General features: G+C 64.0%; 14 protein-coding genes. 8 read left to right on the top strand and 6 right to left on the bottom strand.

Translation table 11 applies throughout. The annotated features are described in order from the left end of the window. Window positions 1-121 precede the first annotated feature (121 nt). The 3 genes from ABNU97_RS05325 to ABNU97_RS05315 form a co-directional block, all read right to left on the bottom strand. On the bottom strand, window positions 122-1,990 hold the full coding sequence (locus ABNU97_RS05325; protein ID WP_348765713.1) for a sigma-54-dependent Fis family transcriptional regulator: 1,869 nt from the start codon (window positions 1,988-1,990) through the stop codon (window positions 122-124). Between the two features lie 138 nt (window positions 1,991-2,128). Next, entirely contained in the window at window positions 2,129-2,740 is a 612-nt protein-coding gene (locus tag ABNU97_RS05320) for a 2-hydroxychromene-2-carboxylate isomerase (RefSeq protein ID WP_348765712.1), read from the bottom strand. 139 nt (window positions 2,741-2,879) lie between these two features. Then, window positions 2,880-3,365, bottom strand: coding sequence for a DUF6314 family protein (locus ABNU97_RS05315; RefSeq protein ID WP_348765711.1), 486 nt, complete (start codon window positions 3,363-3,365; stop codon window positions 2,880-2,882). Here ABNU97_RS05315 and ABNU97_RS05310 point away from each other — a divergent pair. After that, window positions 3,364-4,221: an EamA family transporter gene (locus ABNU97_RS05310; RefSeq protein ID WP_348765710.1), complete on the top strand. Its 858-nt coding sequence runs from the start codon at window positions 3,364-3,366 to the stop codon at window positions 4,219-4,221. The genes ABNU97_RS05315 and ABNU97_RS05310 overlap by 2 nt on opposite strands. Window positions 4,222-4,235: 14 nt before the next feature. Here the strand turns inward: ABNU97_RS05310 and ABNU97_RS05305 are convergent, their stop codons facing one another. Continuing rightward, window positions 4,236-5,375, bottom strand: a complete 1,140-nt coding sequence (locus ABNU97_RS05305; protein WP_348765709.1) for a hypothetical protein — start codon at window positions 5,373-5,375, stop codon at window positions 4,236-4,238. Window positions 5,376-5,588: 213 nt separating this feature from the next. On the opposite strand from ABNU97_RS05305, the gene ABNU97_RS05300 reads away from it, so the two are divergent. From ABNU97_RS05300 to ABNU97_RS05280, 5 genes are all read left to right on the top strand, one after another. Continuing rightward, complete coding sequence (locus tag ABNU97_RS05300) at window positions 5,589-6,593, top strand: NAD(P)-dependent alcohol dehydrogenase (protein WP_348765708.1); 1,005 nt, start codon at window positions 5,589-5,591, stop codon at window positions 6,591-6,593. A gap of 27 nt (window positions 6,594-6,620) precedes the next feature. After that, window positions 6,621-7,160, top strand: coding sequence for an asparaginase (locus tag ABNU97_RS05295; RefSeq protein ID WP_348765707.1), 540 nt, complete (start codon window positions 6,621-6,623; stop codon window positions 7,158-7,160). A 77-nt stretch (window positions 7,161-7,237) separates the two neighbouring features. Further along, on the top strand, window positions 7,238-8,665 hold the full coding sequence (locus ABNU97_RS05290; RefSeq protein WP_348765706.1) for an MATE family efflux transporter: 1,428 nt from the start codon (window positions 7,238-7,240) through the stop codon (window positions 8,663-8,665). 83 nt (window positions 8,666-8,748) lie between these two features. Further along, window positions 8,749-9,162: a hypothetical protein gene (locus tag ABNU97_RS05285; protein ID WP_348765705.1), complete on the top strand. Its 414-nt coding sequence runs from the start codon at window positions 8,749-8,751 to the stop codon at window positions 9,160-9,162. Window positions 9,163-9,825: 663 nt separating this feature from the next. After that, a complete protein-coding gene (locus ABNU97_RS05280; RefSeq protein WP_348765704.1) occupies window positions 9,826-10,578 on the top strand; it encodes a metallophosphoesterase in 753 nt (250 codons plus the stop codon). An 8-nt stretch (window positions 10,579-10,586) separates the two neighbouring features. Here ABNU97_RS05280 and soxR read toward each other — a convergent pair whose 3' ends face one another. Then, window positions 10,587-11,075, bottom strand: coding sequence for a redox-sensitive transcriptional activator SoxR (gene soxR / locus ABNU97_RS05275; RefSeq protein ID WP_348765703.1), 489 nt, complete (start codon window positions 11,073-11,075; stop codon window positions 10,587-10,589). Between the two features lie 196 nt (window positions 11,076-11,271). Here soxR and ABNU97_RS05270 point away from each other — a divergent pair, with 196 nt between their 5' ends. Beyond that, window positions 11,272-12,135 carry an arylamine N-acetyltransferase gene (locus ABNU97_RS05270; protein WP_348765702.1) on the top strand — a complete coding sequence of 288 codons (864 nt, stop codon included), beginning with the start codon at window positions 11,272-11,274 and terminating at the stop codon, window positions 12,133-12,135. Between the two features lie 31 nt (window positions 12,136-12,166). On the opposite strand, the gene ABNU97_RS05265 is transcribed toward ABNU97_RS05270, so the two are convergent. Next, window positions 12,167-13,333, bottom strand: a complete 1,167-nt coding sequence (locus ABNU97_RS05265) for a lipase family protein (protein ID WP_348765701.1) — start codon at window positions 13,331-13,333, stop codon at window positions 12,167-12,169. Between the two features lie 745 nt (window positions 13,334-14,078). On the opposite strand from ABNU97_RS05265, the gene ABNU97_RS05260 reads away from it, so the two are divergent. After that, on the top strand, window positions 14,079-15,146 hold the full coding sequence (locus tag ABNU97_RS05260) for an AraC family transcriptional regulator ligand-binding domain-containing protein (RefSeq protein ID WP_348765700.1): 1,068 nt from the start codon (window positions 14,079-14,081) through the stop codon (window positions 15,144-15,146). Window positions 15,147-16,083: the final 937 nt, after the last annotated feature.

The raw sequence follows: 16,083 nt of genomic DNA, 5'->3' as shown, positions 1-16,083 counted from the left end.
GCGGCCTTTTGGGACTCAAACGCGACCGTGGATGAATAGATCAGAGGTTCCTTAGCAACAAAGGCCGCGTCATCCGACGCGGCCTTTTTCATGCGTACAGCAATGGCGATTGCCGCTGTATCTAGTGCCGGTATCGAGGGTCGACGATCTGCAGCCGGGCCATGCGCCGATAGACGGTCGAACGGGCGACGGATAGATCACGCGCCACCTGCGCAATATTCCAGTCCTGCTCGCGCAGATGGGCGAGCAGGCGTTCACGCGGTGTCTCGGTTTGTTCGTCGGCGGGCGGCGTGACTCGCTCGTCGGTCAGCACGGCCGTATCGGTCGTCGCCAGCGAGGCCGGCAGGTCGGCCATATCGATGCCGTCGTCGTCGGCCAGCGCGAGCGCGAAGCGCAGCACGTTACGCAGCTCGCGTATGTTGCCGGGCCAGTCGTGGGCGAGCAGACGCTCGCGTACCTCCGGCTTGAGGCGGGCGCGGCACCCCAGCGCCTCGGCTTCGTTTTCAAGCAGGCGGTCGATCAGCCAGTCGACGTCGCTGCGTTGGCGCAGCGCAGGCAGGGATAGCGTGCCGCCGGCCAGGCGGTAGTAGAGGTCTTCGCGAAAGCTCCCCGCCGCGATCAGCGTGGTGAGATCGCGATGGGTCGCGGTAATGAAGCGCACGTCGAGCGCAATCGGCGTATCGCTGCCCAGCGGCAATACTTCGCGTTCGGCCAGCACCCGTAGCAGGCGTGTCTGTAGCGCCACCGGCATGTCGCCGATCTCGTCCAGGAACAGGGTGCCGCCTTGTGCCTGTTGCAGCAGGCCCTTCATGCCCTGCTGGCGTGCGCCGGTAAACGTGCCGGGGGCGTAGCCGAACAGCTCGCTTTCGATCAGCGACTCGGGCAGGGCGGCGCAGTTGATAGCGACGAACGCAGCGTTCGAGCGGTCGCTGGCTGCGTGCAGTGCGCGAGCGAGCACTTCCTTGCCGGAGCCGGTTTCACCCTGGATAAGCAGGTCGATGGGCTTGCTCGCCAGGCGCGTCGCCTGGGCAATCAGGCGCTGCATTGTGGCGTCGTTGCCCGCGATGGCCTGTAGCGCGCCGGCGCGTGCATTTGTCCGAGCTGCGCGCCCGCGCGTGGCAGCGCGGCGCGGCTGCGACATCGCCGCATGGAAGTTGTCGTCGCTCCAGCTGCGAATACGTACGCTGTCCTGGCGTTTTTTAAGTGCGTGTACACGCGCGTTGCCATCGCGGAAGAACGCGCCGATCCCGTGGCCTACCGGGTCTTGACCGCTGGGTGGCTGAAGTATCTGACGTGCGCCGGTGTTCGCGCCCACGATCAGGCCGTCGTCGTCGAGCGCGAGGATCAGGTCGGCATGATTGTCCACGAACGCCGCATTGCGGCCCAGGCGTAGTAGCCAGTGATCGCTAAAGTGATGGCTGAAATAGCTATCTTCGATCAGACGGGCATACAGCGAAGTCAGATGCCAGGCCAGCTGCTGGCCGGCGCGCGCGCCCGGCACCGACAACGCGGATATATCCAGTACCGCAGCGACACGACCATAGGGATCATGGAGAGGGGCCGCAGTACAGCTCAGATCGAGATGGCCGGCATAGAAATGATCGGTTCGATGGCAGGTCAGCGTTTGCTGCTCGGCAATACAGGTGCCAATGCCGTTGGTCCCGACCACGCTTTCATTCCAGACGGTACCCGCACGCAACCCGGCCGCCCGCAGAGCCGGGTCGGCGCGCTCGTCGCTGCGGCATTCCAGCGTAATGCCGTCGCTGTCGGCCAGCATGGTGGTATAGCCCTGACCCGCGATATGGCCGTACAGCTGGTCCATTCCGGTACGGGCGATATCCAGATATTCGCCCAGTCGCTGTCGGCGCTGTTGCAGATCGCCTGCGCTTACCTGGCGGATGCCGGGGTTGTGCTCGGGCTCCAGGCCATATTCTTGCGCGCACCGCAGCCACGACTGGCGAATCAGTCGCTCACCGCTTTCTTGGGCCATGGCATGGCCGGAGTCAATAACCCGGCGAACGGTTTCGCTGTGCGGCTGTGTCATCTCGGCATCTCGCCCACGGCTTGCGATTGAGTGGCCCACTATTGCGGGCATCGGCGCCGGCTGCAACCGCTATACGCGAGTCTGTCAGCCCTCGGTCAGCGCCCGCTCGACGAAGTCGAGCCGGTCCTGGCCGAAGAACAGTTCGCCGTCCACGATAAAGCTCGGCGCCCCGAAGATGCCCAGGCTTACGGCGGCGGCGGTGGCATCGTTGAGCGCCTGCTTGGTCGTGCTGTCTTCGATTTGAGCCTCGAAGTTGGCGATGTCCAGACCGGCTTCGGTGAGCGTCGACTTCAGTTCATGGCTGTCGCCGAGGTTGCGGTTGTCTGCCCAAAGCGCATGGAAGATCGCGCTGACGTAAGGCTCGAAATTGGGCGTGCCCAGATACGCAATCGCGCCGCGCATCAGCGGCAGGGTGTTGATCGGGAAGGCGTCGTTGCGCTGGAAATCGATATCGTAGCGGTCGACGAAGCGCTGCATGTCCTGCCACAGGTATTCGCGTTTGGGCGCGCATTCGATCAGCGCCGGCGACTGGTTGTGGGTCGCCTTGAACACCGCGCCCAGCAGCATCGGGCGCCATACCAGTCGTGCGCCCGTGCGTTCGAGCACGCCGGGCAGCCGCACGTAGGCGAAATAGGCATTGGGGCTGCCGAAATCGAAGAAGAATTCCAGCGTCTTGTTAGCGTGTTGCTCGGCCATGGTCATATCTCTTTATGTTTATGGGTATCCACGGCCTCGTATCGGCTTGCGATCGCCGCCTGGCGGCCGTTGCCAGCATATGCCGCAGCCAGAATGCCGAATTTCGGTCCTGTCGCCTATCGGTACGACGTATTACCGCTTAAAAAAGATACCGATACGCCAGCTTTTCGTCCTTGCGCGGCCCCGTAATCGACCAGCCCAGCTCGAAGCCGTGCTCGACGAGTCGCAGGCGCGCGTCGTAGCGATCCTCGCCGCAGAGGTGGCGTTCGGCCGCGATGAGTTTGTCGGGGGCGGCCGCCACGAGATCGAATAACCACACGGCGGCCTCGCAGCCGAAACGCTCGTGCCACAACGCGATACGGTCGTCGTGAACAACCCATCGATAGACGTTTCGAAAAGACAGCGCCGTGCCGGTGGCAGCGGGCGTGAATTGGCCGCTCTCGTGAAAGCGCAGGCCGTCTGCGTCGACGCTCACGGCCACCTCGGCCTCGCCGTGGCCGGCCCAGCCGGTGTGCGAACCCGGGCCGGGTTCGGCTTCAAAGCGCAGCCGACGAATATCCGCCAGGCGCGAATGCAGTTCTATAATCGCGGTTTTTCCGACGTTGTACGGAGCAGATCGAGGCATGGGGATACTGGTTGGCGTAACCGGGCTTTGGGCGTTTTCGTTCAGTCTGATCGGTGTCTATCTGTCCGGCCAGGTCGATGCCACCTTTGCCGTGCTCACGCGCATCACGCTCGCGCTGCTGGTGTTCGCGCCCATGATGCGCCTGCGCGGGTTGGGCTGGCGACTGGCCACGGGATTGATGGCCGTAGGCGCGGTCGAACTGGGTTTGATGTATTTCTTTTTCTACCAGTCTTTCCTCTGGCTCTCCGTGCCCGAGGTACTGCTGTTCACCATCTTCACGCCCATTTATATCTCCTTGCTCGAGGACGCGCTCGAGCGCCGCTTCGACAGCCGCTGTCTGCTCGCCGCCCTCGGCGCGGTGGCCGGTGCCGCCGTGATTCGCTACCAGCCCATCAGCGCCGACTACTGGCACGGCTTTCTGATCGTGCAGGGGGCAAATCTGTGTTTTGCCGCCGGCCAGGTGGGTTATCGACGCCTGCATCTGGCGTTGCCCCCTGAGTTGCCACGGCGTGCATTGTTTGGCTGGTTCTTCGCCGGCGCCTGGCCGTTGTCGCTGCTGCTGTTCTGTCTGCTGGGCGATGCCGACGCGCTGCCCGGCACGTCGCTGCAGTGGGGCGTGCTGCTATGGCTTGGCCTGGGCGCTTCGGGGTTTGGCTTCTATGCCTGGAATATCGGCGCCACCCGCGTGAATGCGGCCACCCTGGCGGTGATGAACAACGCCCTCATACCGGCCGGGCTGGCGGTGAACCTGCTGCTGTGGAACCACGACGCGGATCTGTTGCGCCTGGCGGCCGGCGCCGCGATCATCGTGCTGGCATTGTGGCTGAGTCGGCGCGGACAGACGGCGCGCGCTTGATCCGCGCCGATGCTTCAGCCCGGCGGCCGTGCGCGCTGGGCGATTCCGGTCGCCGCGTGGACGTGCTCGGGCGGGCTTTCCAATCCCGCGGTGCGGGTGGCAATGACTTGCAAGGCGGCCAGCCAGACCAGCGGCACGATCTCGATGAAGATGCGCTGTTCGACCATGCGGCCCACCACGATCGCCACCAGTGCCAGAGGGAGGGCGAAGAACAGCAGGCTCATCGCCAGCCGCCGGTCGAGATAGCGGTGCCAGAGCAGCACCGGCAAATACAGAGCGGCCGTGAACCGGGCCATGTAGGTAACCAGATACAACGGGTTCGATAGCGCCTCGAGGTTGTAGAGCAGGTGAAACTCGTAGGCGGTGTTGCCCATATGCGCGTTGGGGTTGGTGTTGCCCGCGAACAGCGCGGTCAGCGGTAGCTGGATGGCCAGAAATACGGCCGCCTGGGCTGCCACCATCAGCGCATTACGCCGCCAGCCCACCACCGGCCACAGCACCAGAGCGAACGCCGGCACCAGGAACAGCGTGGTTTCGCGATTGAGGGTGGCCAGGGCGAATACCGCCAGGTACAGCGCAAAGCTGCGTAGATCGGGGGTCCGGGTCAGGCGCACCATCAACAGAATCAGCGCCAGCGTGAACATCGCGGCCGGCAGATCGTAAACGTAGTAGAAGATTGCCCGCGGTTCCCAGCCGCCGATATCCAGCGGCGAGCCGTCCGACGACAGGGCAGCGGCCATCTGAAGATCGGGTGCGATCAGGTGCAGCAACATGGGCACCAGCACGGTGAAGGCCAGCAGACGGCGTACCGGCTCGCTGCGCCCGACGTTGAATACCACCAGGGCGCGGTAGGCCAGGGCGATCAGCAGCATCCAGCCCGCGACTTCCATGAGTGCGAACAGCAGGGTTTCGCCCACGGGGGCAACCTGCTGGATCGCGGCCGCGATCGCCGGCAGCAGCACCCGGTGCTGAAAGGGCTCGACGGCTTCGAAATGCACCAGCTGCTTGAAGGTCGTGAGTTCGAACGGGCGCGTCGTGGTCAGGCGCAGACAGCTCAGAAACAGGGCCAGAAAAAGGCTGGCCAGCCACCATGCACACCGTTCGGCGGTGGTTGCATGATAAGCGTTGGGCGCAGACAGCACAGGCGGCGACATACCAAACCTCGGGACGGAAAGTATAGAAAAGCGCGACTTACGACATCGTCTGAAAACCGCGAAGCGCGATCCGCCCCTCGTGCCAAATCGCTGCAACAATCTAGCAGATCGCTGGATTGCTGCGCGCTGTTGGCGTCGGCGAACTGCTAAGGTCGGCCCTATGCTAAAAGCCGGATGCCGGCAGCGTAAAATTTTCGTTAAGGACACCGTGACATGCAAGCAGCCGTACTGCGCAAACCGGGCGGATTGGATCGCATCGAAACGACTGCGCTGGAACCGCGCTCGCCGCAGGCCGGCGAGGTCTGTGTGCGCATCGCCGCCAGCTCGCTGAATTTCCACGACTATGCCGTAGCCAACGGCAGTATCGCCGTGCCCGACGGCCGGGTGCTGATGTCCGACGGCGCGGGCGAAGTGGTGGAAGCCGGCGCCGAGGTAAGCGAGTTCGCCGTGGGTGATCAGGTGGTATCGACTTTCTTTCCGAACTGGCAGGACGGTGCCATCACGCCGGCCAAACGCCAGGGCACGCCGGGCGACAGCGGCGAGGGCATGGCCGCCGAATATGTCACCGCCCCGGTGACGGCATTCACCCGTACACCGACGGGCTACAGCGCGCAGCAGGCGGCCACGCTGCCCTGTGCCGCGCTCACCGCGTGGCGCGCGCTGATGGTCGAGGCGCGCATCAAACCCGGCGATACCGTTTTGACCATGGGCACCGGCGGCGTGTCGATCTTCGCGCTGCAGTTCGCACGCGCGGCCGGGGCACGGGTGATCGCGACTTCCAGCTCGAACGCCAAACTCGAACGCCTGCGCGCGCTGGGCGCCGACGCCACAATCAACTACGTGGAGAATCCCGACTGGGGCAAGGCCGTGAAGGAACTGGCCGACGGGCGCGGCGTCGATGCCGTGGTGGAAATCGGCGGGCCGGGCACGCTCGCCCAGTCGATCGCCGCCTGTCGCATGGGCGGGCATATCAGCCTTATCGGCGTACTCACCGGCCTGGCTGGCAAGGTGCCCACGGCGGCGTTCTTCTATTCCAACCTCAACATGACCGGTATCACCGTCGGCAGCCGTGCCCAGCAGCAGGACATGGTGCGGGCGATCGAGGCCAGCGGGATCGAGCCGGTCATCGACCGCTGCTTTGCCCTGGATGAACTGGCGCAGGCATTCCGCTATCAGGAAAGCGGCCAGCATTTCGGCAAGATCGGTATTACCATCTAAGCCATTGCAGAGTATCGAGCCGCGCGCATGAGCCCCACCGAATCTGTCGACCGTTCGCCGTTCCGTGTGACCGTGCTCGCCACCGGCGGCACGCTCGAGAAAAGCTACGATGCACGCTCGGGCCAGTTGTCACTGGCCGAGCCGGTGATCGACGACCTGCTGGGCCGTCTCGACATGCCCGATGTGGCGGTCCGGGTCGAACGACTCATGGCCAAGGATTCGCTCGACATGACCGACGCCGACCGCCATGCGATCGTGGCTGCGGTACAGCGGACATGCGCCGACGAAACGGTCGACGCGGTGGTTGTCACCCACGGCACGGATACGCTGGCCGATACCGCGAGGGCGCTGCATGCAACGCTCTCGCCGACGCTGCCGGTCGTGCTCACCGGCGCCATGCGTCCTTACCGGGTTGCCGCGAGCGACGGGCTGCAGAATGTGGCCCAGGCACTCATGGCCGCACGACTGCTGGCACCGGGCGTGTATGCCGTCATGCACGGACGCGCCATCGCGGCCGATCGCGTATGCAAGGACTACGAACGCCTCACCTTGACGGCGCAGGCGTGAAGGATGCGCGGGTCGTCTAGCCAATACGGCGCCTGGCGCGAGCCCGCCTTGGCGGCCGGCGATATACCGGACAAGGCATGCCACGCGTAGCGCCCACGCTCACCGAGGGCTCGATCGTAGCCGCGCTGTTCTCGCTGGCCGTGCCGATCGTATTCGCCAACCTGCTGCAAACCGCCTACCAGCTTATCGATACGTTCTGGGTCGGCCGGCTCGGCGCGAGCGCGGTCGCTGCGGTGTCGCTGAGTTTTCCGGTGATTTTCTTTCTGATCTCGCTGGGGCTCGGCCTGGCGGTGGCCGGCACCATCCTCGTGGCCCAGTACCAGGGCCGCGGCGACACCGCGATGGTCAATCGGGTCTCTGCCCAGGCCTTGATCGGGGTGGGCGCCGTATCGCTGGTGCTGGCCGTGCTTGGCGTGATCGGCGCGCATGCGGTGGTCGCCTTTCTGGGGGCGGCCGAGGATGTACTGCCGCTGGCCACGGAATATCTGCGCGTGTCGTTCGTTGGCCTGCCGTTTCTGTTTGCCTATGTGATCTTTCAGTCGCTCATGCGCGGGGTGGGTGATGCGCGTACGCCGTTGCTGATCGTCACCGGCACCGTGGCCCTGAACTTCGTGCTCGACCCCTTGTTCATCCTCGGCTGGGGGCCGGTGCCCGGTATGGGCGTAAGCGGCGCCGCGCTGGCCACGGTCGTCACCCAGGGCCTGGCCGCGGTGGTGGGCCTGGCCATGCTGTTTTCCGGGCGCTACGGCATCCGCCTGCGGCGTAGCCATTTAGTGCCCGAGTTCGCTCTGATCTGGCGTTTGCTCAAGCTCGGGCTGCCCGCGGCCGTGGAGCAGTCCACCCGCGCGCTCGGGCTGATGCTCATGACGGTGCTGGTGGCCGGCTTTGGCACGATCACGCTCGCGGCCTACGGGATTGGCACGCGCATGCTCAGCTTCGTGATCATCCCGGCGCTGGGCCTGTCGCAGGCCAGCTCTGCGCTGATCGGCCAGAACATCGGCGCCCAGCGTATCGACCGCGCCGAACGCACCGCCTGGCTGAGTGCTGCGATCGGCTTCGTGCTGCTGTCGCTGGTGGGCGTGGTGACGTTCGTGTTCGCACAGCCCATCGTGACACTGTTCGTGCCCGACGCGCCGGCGGTCATCGAAACCGGCAGCCTGTTCGTACGCATCACCGCGCTGGCCTATGGCGTGGTGGGGGCCCAGATCGTGCTCACCGGCGCGTTTCGCGGCTCCGGCAATACGCTGGTGGCCATGGCCATCGCGCTGGTGTCGCAGTGGATGCTGCAGTTTCCGCTGGCCTGGCTGCTGGCCGAGCGCAGCGGGCTGGGCGCGACCGGCATCTGGATTGCCTATCCGATCCAGAACGTGCTCACCGCGCTGATCGTGGTGATCTGGTTTGCGCGCGGCACCTGGAAACATCGCAACGTCATCGAAGAACCCGCGCCGGAAAGCGCGGTGTCGCGCTACCGGCCGGGCAGCGTCACCAACACCACCCTGCGCTAGCTGCCTGTGTGCATGGCAAAGCCGGCGACAGCGCGTAGGCTATGCGGCGAGCCCGCTTTTTCGCGATTCGACGAGACCCGTTCATGAGCCATGCCCTGTCCACCCATTCCAGATCCCATCTGCTGGCCCTGCTCGGGCTTGCCCTGTTCTTTCTGGCCAGCGGCATCGGGCATTTCATGTTCCCGGATTTTTTCCTGGCCATCGTGCCGGACTACATCCCCATGCCGGCGTTGATGGTGGCGATCAGCGGCCTGGGCGAGCTGCTGGGCGCGATCGGTATTCTCATGCGGCGTACCCGCCGGCTCGCGGGTTTCGGGCTGCTGCTGCTCACGCTGGCGGTATTCCCCGCCAATATCTACATGGCCCAGAACCCGGAACAGTTCAGCCAGTTCGCACCCTGGCTTTTGTATGCGCGGCTGCCCTTGCAGCTCGTCATCCTGGCATGGATCGCCTACGCCATGCGCCGCGCGCGCAGCGGCTACGGCGATTTCTATTGATCGATTTGAACGCGGCCCGAGCTCAGTGCGAGCGCAGGGCCTCGATCAGCTCATTCTTGTCTTGCCAGCCACGCGCAACGACGCCGGCACGACCCGCGTGCAGCCGATCGGAGGTTCCTACATACCCTCGTCTCGCATCGCTTCGTACTGTTCCGGATCCTTGATGCTGCTGCGATCGTTGTCGTTTTCGGCCATGCTGGTATCCGGGCGTGAATGACGCGTGCAATTCTGGCGCGGCGATGAATGAGGCCAATACGTAGAACGACCCATCCCCGCAGGTAGGCCACGTATTGTCGTGAATCACCGCGTCCGAACCTGCCCCGTCGTCGGTGCGAAGCGCCGGGCCGGGTTGGCTCGCTGGGCTGCGCTGCATGTTGAATTACGCTTCGCAAATCCACCGCCGGGCCTCAAGGCTTCGCCGGGGGGACGCGTAGGTTGGCTTAGGCCGCAGGTCGTCAGCCAACACGGAAGCGCCTGGTAACCGGCGTGAAGCGCCGTGGCCGAATCGACGCCCCGCAGGCCGCGTTCGATGTTGGATTTCCTTGTCTAATCCAATCCACGTACGAGCAAGGCACTGACTAGGAGGTAGCGCCGGGCGTCTGGCATGGTGCGGTCTTTGGCCAACACCGGGAATAACCGAGTGCACGCGCAAGAGCGATGACCATGGGCCCACGTATCCAATATTTCGACGCCAATACCGCCGGCCGCGATTACGCGGTGGGTGATATCCACGGCTGCTTCTACATGCTCGATGCATTGCTCGAGCGGCTGGAGTTCGACGTAGCGAAGGATCGCCTGTTTTCGGTCGGTGATCTGATCGATCGCGGCCCGGACAGCGAGCGCGCCGCCGAATTCATCGATGCGCCCTGGTTTCATGCCATTCGCGGCAATCACGAGCAGATGCTGCTCGATGCGGTCAACCATGGCGGACAGGACCGCGCGCTCTGGCATATGAACGGCGGTGACTGGTTCGATGCCGTCGATGCACGGGCAGCCGATGCGCTGACCGAGCGAGTGCGCCAGCTGCCACTCGCAGCGGCCGTGAATCTGGCCGGCGGCGGGGTGGCCGCGCTGGTGCATGCCAACGTGAGCGACAATAGCTTCGAGCGTACCCGTGCGCTGCTTGAGGCGGGCTCGGCGGATACCCAAGCGCTGTCCATGCTGCTATGGAATCGCGATCGGGCCGACGCGCTCAACGGCCGGGGTTCGGGGCAGATCGCCGTGGACGGCGTCGACGTGATCTATTTCGGGCATACACCCATGCACGAAGCCATGGCCCATGCCAATACGCGCTGGCTGGATACCGGCGCCTTCATGGGCGGGTGGCTGTCGATTGCCGAACTGGGCGTGGCCGGTGAGGTGTGGTCGTTATCGAGCGACCTCGACACGCTTCATAGCGGCTGGCGTTGGGTCTGAAGGCGGCGTCAATCGCCTGATGCATCGTCACCCGGCGCGCTGGCGTCGAACAGGCGGGCGCCGGGCCCGGCCTGGGCGGCGATATCGTCGGGGTTGCGCAACGGGCAGGCCTGCAGCGACAGGCAGCCGCAGCCGATACAGCCGTCGAGTTGATCGCGCAGCTTCGTAAGCTGGTCGATTCGGTCTTCGAGCTGATTTTTCCAGCCGTCCGACAATCGCCGCCAGTCCTCGGCCGACGGGGCATGGCCGTCCGGCAGGGTGGCCAGCGCCCGGCCGATGTCCGCCAGCGGAATACCGACACGCTGGGCCACCTTGATGAGCGCGACTACGCGCAGCACATCGCGGCTGTAGCGACGCTGGTTGCCGGCGTTGCGACGGCTGTGGATGAGGCCCTTGGTTTCGTAAAAGTGCAGCGCCGATATCGCCACGCCGCTGCGCCGGGCGACTTCGCCTACCGATAACGTTTTGCGAAGCGGTATGGACGGGTCCGGGGGCATGCGTGATTTTAGGCCTTGAATGGGCGCCGAGGCCGTGGGTTGAAAAAAACCGCCTGGCACATTGACCTCAAGTTTACTTCAGGTTGCATGCTGGTGCCATTGCTTCGATTTGTTGCACGATCATGGCATCGGCCGTGCATGCACCGTGTACGGCGTTTGTCGAGCCAGGCGTCGGATCAACCAGGGGTTATGACCGATGAAACCGAGTTCATCTGCGGATGCGCAGCAGCGCGAATCTGTAAGCGAGGCGATCGACCTGGGTGCCTATTTCGAACGTATCGGCTACCACGGCCCGTGGGTGCCCAGCTTCGAGGTCTTGCAGGCACTCATGCGACGGCATATGGCCTCGATCCCGTTCGAAGCCGTCGACGTCATGCTGGGCGAGGGCGTCGACCTCGACCCGGGCGCGGTCGACCGCAAGATGATTCACGGCCGCCGCGGCGGCTATTGTTTCGAGCATACGAGCCTGTTCCGGCGCGTCTTGCAGGCGCTCGGTTTTGCCTTGGAGCCGCATCTGGCGCGGGTGTGGATTCATGGCGGCAGCCACGCCCCGGCCGCCACCCACGCATCGCTCAAGGTCGAGGTGAACGGGCGGCTGTGGCTGGTGGATGTCGGCTTTGGTGGCTTCCTGTCCAACCAGCCGTTGGCGTGGCGCCCCGACCAAGCACAACATACGGCCTTCGGTACGTTTCGGCTGGTCGAAACCCGCGACGGCTACATGCTCGAAAACCGTTATCAGGAGGGCTGGTGGCCGCTCTACGAAATACTCGACTTCGACTGGCAGCCGGTCGATTTCGAGATGGCCAACCACTATGTCGCCACCCATCCCCGATCACTGTTCAAGCGCGAACTCATGATCGCCCGCACCGAAGACGAGGTGCGCTACAGCCTATCCAATAATCGCTTCACCACCCGTTTTGCCCATGGCACGACGCAGGAACGGGTCCTCGACGAGACGGCGCTGGCCGATACGCTTGCCACAACCTTCGGCCTGCCGGTTGGCGACACCTGGCTGGCGATGATCGCCGCCATCGTCGCCCGGGGTGACGGCGGCGGCTAACCACGCAACGCGGGCCGGGTCCGGCCTCGACTCAGTCGGGCGCGGCAAGCATCTGCATTAGTTCGGCGCATTCGTTGGGCGGCGGCTCGCCGGCAAATCGAGCGGCCAGATAATCCACGGCGGCGGAAGCATGGGTCAGCGTCGCGCTGATGTGCTCGCCCAGCGCATAGCTGAAACGCACGGCGGGCACGCCGGCCGCGCAGTAGGTGGCTGCCAGTGTCTTGGCATCCCGGCGCGGCGTGACCTGGTCGAAAAACGCCTGGTAGTAGAACAGCGGCGCGGCAAAGCCCTGCTGGCCCAGCCGGTTTTCGGCGGTCACCTTCTGCACCGCCGGGACGGCAAGAAAGTTGTCCACCGTGGTGTAGTCCTGCATGTCATCGAACGCATAGGACAGGACCGGATCCTTCACCCAGGCCAGTTCCTGGCCGATACAGCTCTCGCCCACGTCCTTCAACATTTCGCGGCCGTCTTCGTTCATCAGCTTTTCGGTATCGATGGAATCGTAGGCGCGCGACAGACCCACCACGGCCGCGAAATACATGCCGGCAAAAATGCCGCCGTTGACCGCTTCGGCCGAACTGGCCAGATCGGCCGGTGGCCCGCCGGCCGCCACGCCCACTAGTGGAATCGTCGGCGCATAATCGGCCGCGATTTCGGCGGCCCAGAGGCTGGCGAACGCGCCGCCGGAATAGCCCCACAGCGCGACCGGCGTATCGGTATTCACCCAGTTATCGGGCAGAAAGTTCTGGGTGGCACGAATGGCGTCGAGCACGCCCTGGCCGGAATTGCGACCCGCGAGGAACTGGCTTTCTGGGCCTTCGTAGTCGGGGATCACCACCACCCAGCCACGCCGTAGCGCCTTGTCCATAAGCATGTGTTCGACCATCGAACCGCTGAGGATTTCGTAAGACGGCGCACAGCGACGCGTGAGCGCATCGTAGGCCACCTGATACGACAATAGCCGCGGCTTCGGGTCGTCCGGTACCAGAAGCGTCGCGATATCGACCTGCGGTTTACCGTTGCCGTCGGCTGTGACGTAAGCCACCTGCCAGGCACGCGCGTTGACGCCGAAAAAGTAATACGCCTCGGGCGAAATCGGGCGATAACGCAACACCGTACCCGGCGCCATGTCCGCCAGTTCGGCGGGTACCGGCTGGGCATGAAACGCGTCGTCCGATGGTTCAGAAAACGGCGCCACGGGCTGCGCGAAGTGCGCCGCTGTGTCGGCGACAGGCCGGGGCGGCACGGCGAAGTCGTAGGCGGGCGGGTGCCAGGCGCACCCGCTGGCGAAAATGAGCACGGCCAGTGTGGCCCACTGAAACGCGGCTGGCCCAAACAAGCGGAAACTGTTCATCAATCGAATGCCATCCTCAAAACCTGGCCCCGCCGGGCCGCTGCACTGGGGACGCGCATGCTATATCGCGCGCGATGATTTTGCAGGCCGGTCGTTCACGGGCCACTGCCAGGCGCATGCATAAAGGGTTGCCAGCAGCGCGCAGGCGGTGCCTTCGTCCGCGCGATAAAAGTGTTCGTTATCGGGAAATTTTCCCTTTTTTAGTTAAAAGACGCCAATAAAACGAAATACAGTTTCGAAAAGAGCCGCTGGTGGCCGGCTATCGATCCGAATGCTTTGCGCGGCGCGCGATCGCCGTGCGCGATTGCCGATCTCGGCAGTTGCGAGGCAACGCCAGCGTTAACTGCCGACCAAGGCTTGTCGCTCGTAAAAAAACGCATGAAAGCAAATAGTTAGTCCGGATTTAAGCGAAGACAAGCACCGCTATAACCCACGGAGTAGATCTTTTCGGAGCGGTCTTCGAACAGGTTGCCGATTTAACCGGCGCTCATCGGCGAGGTGGATCGCATGTTGCAAGAAGCTGTATAACCCAATAACGTCGCTTCATGCGACCGAAGAGTTGCGTGATGAAAAACAAAAGAGGTGGGGGATGCGTGATTCAGAGGAGCTGTTACGTCTGATTTACGGCGCGCTGGTTGCCGCCAACATCGATCTGGATGCGATCGATCAAGTTCTGGAGTTTTCCTGCGAGCAGATGAGCGATCCCTCGCGGCGCTCGCGTCATGCCTGGCAGGTCAATTTCTGGCGTGCTGTCGAGCAGGTTTCGGGGGATCCGGATATCGGTATCCATCTGTGTCCGCACCTGCCGCTGTTTCGCAACAGCGCCATCGAGTACCTGTTTCTGAGCTGTCGAACCTTCGGCCAGGCCTGCCGGCTGGCATTGCGCTATGACCGGCTGGTCAGCGACGCCTTTCGTGGCGCCATCGACATCGAAGGCAGCCAGGGCGTGGTTCGTATTACCGGCACCAACGGCAGCGACTCGGTGCTGCGTCACTCCGAGGTTTGCTTCGTCTATGGCGTGATCGACTTCTTCGCCCATATGACCCAGGGCGCATTCGTTGCCCAGAGCGTGCGTCTATGCTGCGACCCGGGCCCGGCGCGAGACGACTATGCCCGTATCTTCGCCTGCCCGGTATCGTTTGGCAGCGGCAAGAGCGAAATCCGTTTCGATGCCGCCCTGTTCGATCTGGAAAGCGAGTACCAGAATCCGGACATGCTCAAGATCCATTGCGAGCACGCCGACCGCGAGTTCACCAGCCTGAAACGTCAGGACATGATCGATCAACTTCGCAGCGCGATCATGCGGCGATTGCCGGGCTCCGAAGGCGTGGATATCGAGCTCGACGATATCGCCCGTGATATTGGCGATCATGGCCGCCATGTGCGTAGCGAACTGGCCGCGGTAGGCAGCTCGTTTCGTACGCTTGTCCAGCACGTACGCTTCAACATGGCCTGTCGGCTGCTGACCCAGTCCAATGCAGGGGCGGAAACGATTGCCGATATGCTGGGCTTTTCCGGCGAGCGTTCCTTTCGTCGTGCGTTCAAGGCCTTGAGCGGAATCACGCCCGGGGCGTACCGCAAGGCGCAGTGCGACCAGTGCCCGCGCAAGGCCGACCCCTGGCAGGTGCTGTCGCGGATGATGTCCATCGACAGCTGAGCCAGCCACCCGGCGCGGCGCCGCGTGATCGATGTCGCCGGTCGGCGAGCGCGATCACCTGACTGATCGCCCATGCATGCGAGAGCCCACCCCACCGCATAGCCGCGCCCGTACTCATTACACCGGCGCCGATTAACTCGATGCGAAACGCCGATCGCGCTGCACTTGCCGGCGCGATCGGCGGGCATCGTCGCGCGCTTCGGCAAGGGCTGACCCATGTTCGGATTGGCGCCAGCGAAACACGCTTTCGATGTTCGCGGCGGCGCCCGCGCGCGGCAATCGATAGCGCGCATTTCGCCACCGAACGCCCCGATCTCGCAGCGCAGCAAACGCGAATTACGGGAAAAAAATCCTGGCTGCGGTGTGGTGAAAAACACAGACGAAACAGCGTTATGTCGATAGGGGGACGCGACTGACAGTTACGCCTGTCAGTCGCGTCCTTGTACCCGGCATGGCCTCTCGGTTCCTGTAAAGGCCAGCCCGGAACGCTTCCGGGACAGGACAACGAAAACGGGGAGATGGCCACAGGGCCAATAACGCTTATGATCAAAAAACGAGGGGATTTCACGGTGCCCGGCAACCGGTCGGGCGCGGTGTGTGTGGCTCGCGCGATGTTTATCGGCCTGTGCGTGGCCGGCTCGCTCACGGCCTGTTCTTCGGGCGGGGGTGGCGATAGCGGCCAGGGCGGCGACGGCCCCAACCCCGGCGATATCGTCGGCGGCGGTGCCGATTCCAGCCTGGCGTTCAGCTACCCGCTCAACGGCCAGGACGATGTCTACGTGAAATCGCAGATCGCGGTGGCCTTTCGCGGCGATATCGGCAGCGACCCGGGCCTTAAGCTCGTGCGCGACGGCGAAACCGTGCCGACCACGGTTGAACGCGACAGCGACCAGCCCAACATATTCCGCCTGCGCGTCGCCTCTGAAGACGACGGCAT

This window comes from uncultured Salinisphaera sp. (assembly GCF_964012375.1).
Taxonomy (GTDB): Bacteria; Pseudomonadota; Gammaproteobacteria; order Nevskiales; family Salinisphaeraceae; genus Salinisphaera.
This window is presented reverse-complemented; position numbering and strand designations above follow the sequence as displayed.

Excerpts from the sequence above, each read along its gene's own strand:
- ABNU97_RS05325 (WP_348765713.1), bottom strand. The coding sequence starts at position 1,990 with ATGGCCCAAGAAAGCGGTGAGCGACTGATTCGCCAGTCGTGGCTGCGG.
- ABNU97_RS05320 (WP_348765712.1), bottom strand. The coding sequence starts at position 2,740 with ATGGCCGAGCAACACGCTAACAAGACGCTGGAATTCTTCTTCGATTTC.
- ABNU97_RS05310 (WP_348765710.1), top strand. The coding sequence starts at position 3,364 with ATGGGGATACTGGTTGGCGTAACCGGGCTTTGGGCGTTTTCGTTCAGT.
- ABNU97_RS05315 (WP_348765711.1), bottom strand. The coding sequence starts at position 3,365 with ATGCCTCGATCTGCTCCGTACAACGTCGGAAAAACCGCGATTATAGAA.
- ABNU97_RS05305 (WP_348765709.1), bottom strand. The coding sequence starts at position 5,375 with ATGTCGCCGCCTGTGCTGTCTGCGCCCAACGCTTATCATGCAACCACC.
- ABNU97_RS05300 (WP_348765708.1), top strand. The coding sequence starts at position 5,589 with ATGCAAGCAGCCGTACTGCGCAAACCGGGCGGATTGGATCGCATCGAA.
- ABNU97_RS05295 (WP_348765707.1), top strand. The coding sequence starts at position 6,621 with ATGAGCCCCACCGAATCTGTCGACCGTTCGCCGTTCCGTGTGACCGTG.
- ABNU97_RS05290 (WP_348765706.1), top strand. The coding sequence starts at position 7,238 with ATGCCACGCGTAGCGCCCACGCTCACCGAGGGCTCGATCGTAGCCGCG.
- ABNU97_RS05285 (WP_348765705.1), top strand. The coding sequence starts at position 8,749 with ATGAGCCATGCCCTGTCCACCCATTCCAGATCCCATCTGCTGGCCCTG.
- ABNU97_RS05280 (WP_348765704.1), top strand. The coding sequence starts at position 9,826 with ATGGGCCCACGTATCCAATATTTCGACGCCAATACCGCCGGCCGCGAT.
- soxR (WP_348765703.1), bottom strand. The coding sequence starts at position 11,075 with ATGCCCCCGGACCCGTCCATACCGCTTCGCAAAACGTTATCGGTAGGC.
- ABNU97_RS05270 (WP_348765702.1), top strand. The coding sequence starts at position 11,272 with ATGAAACCGAGTTCATCTGCGGATGCGCAGCAGCGCGAATCTGTAAGC.
- ABNU97_RS05260 (WP_348765700.1), top strand. The coding sequence starts at position 14,079 with ATGCGTGATTCAGAGGAGCTGTTACGTCTGATTTACGGCGCGCTGGTT.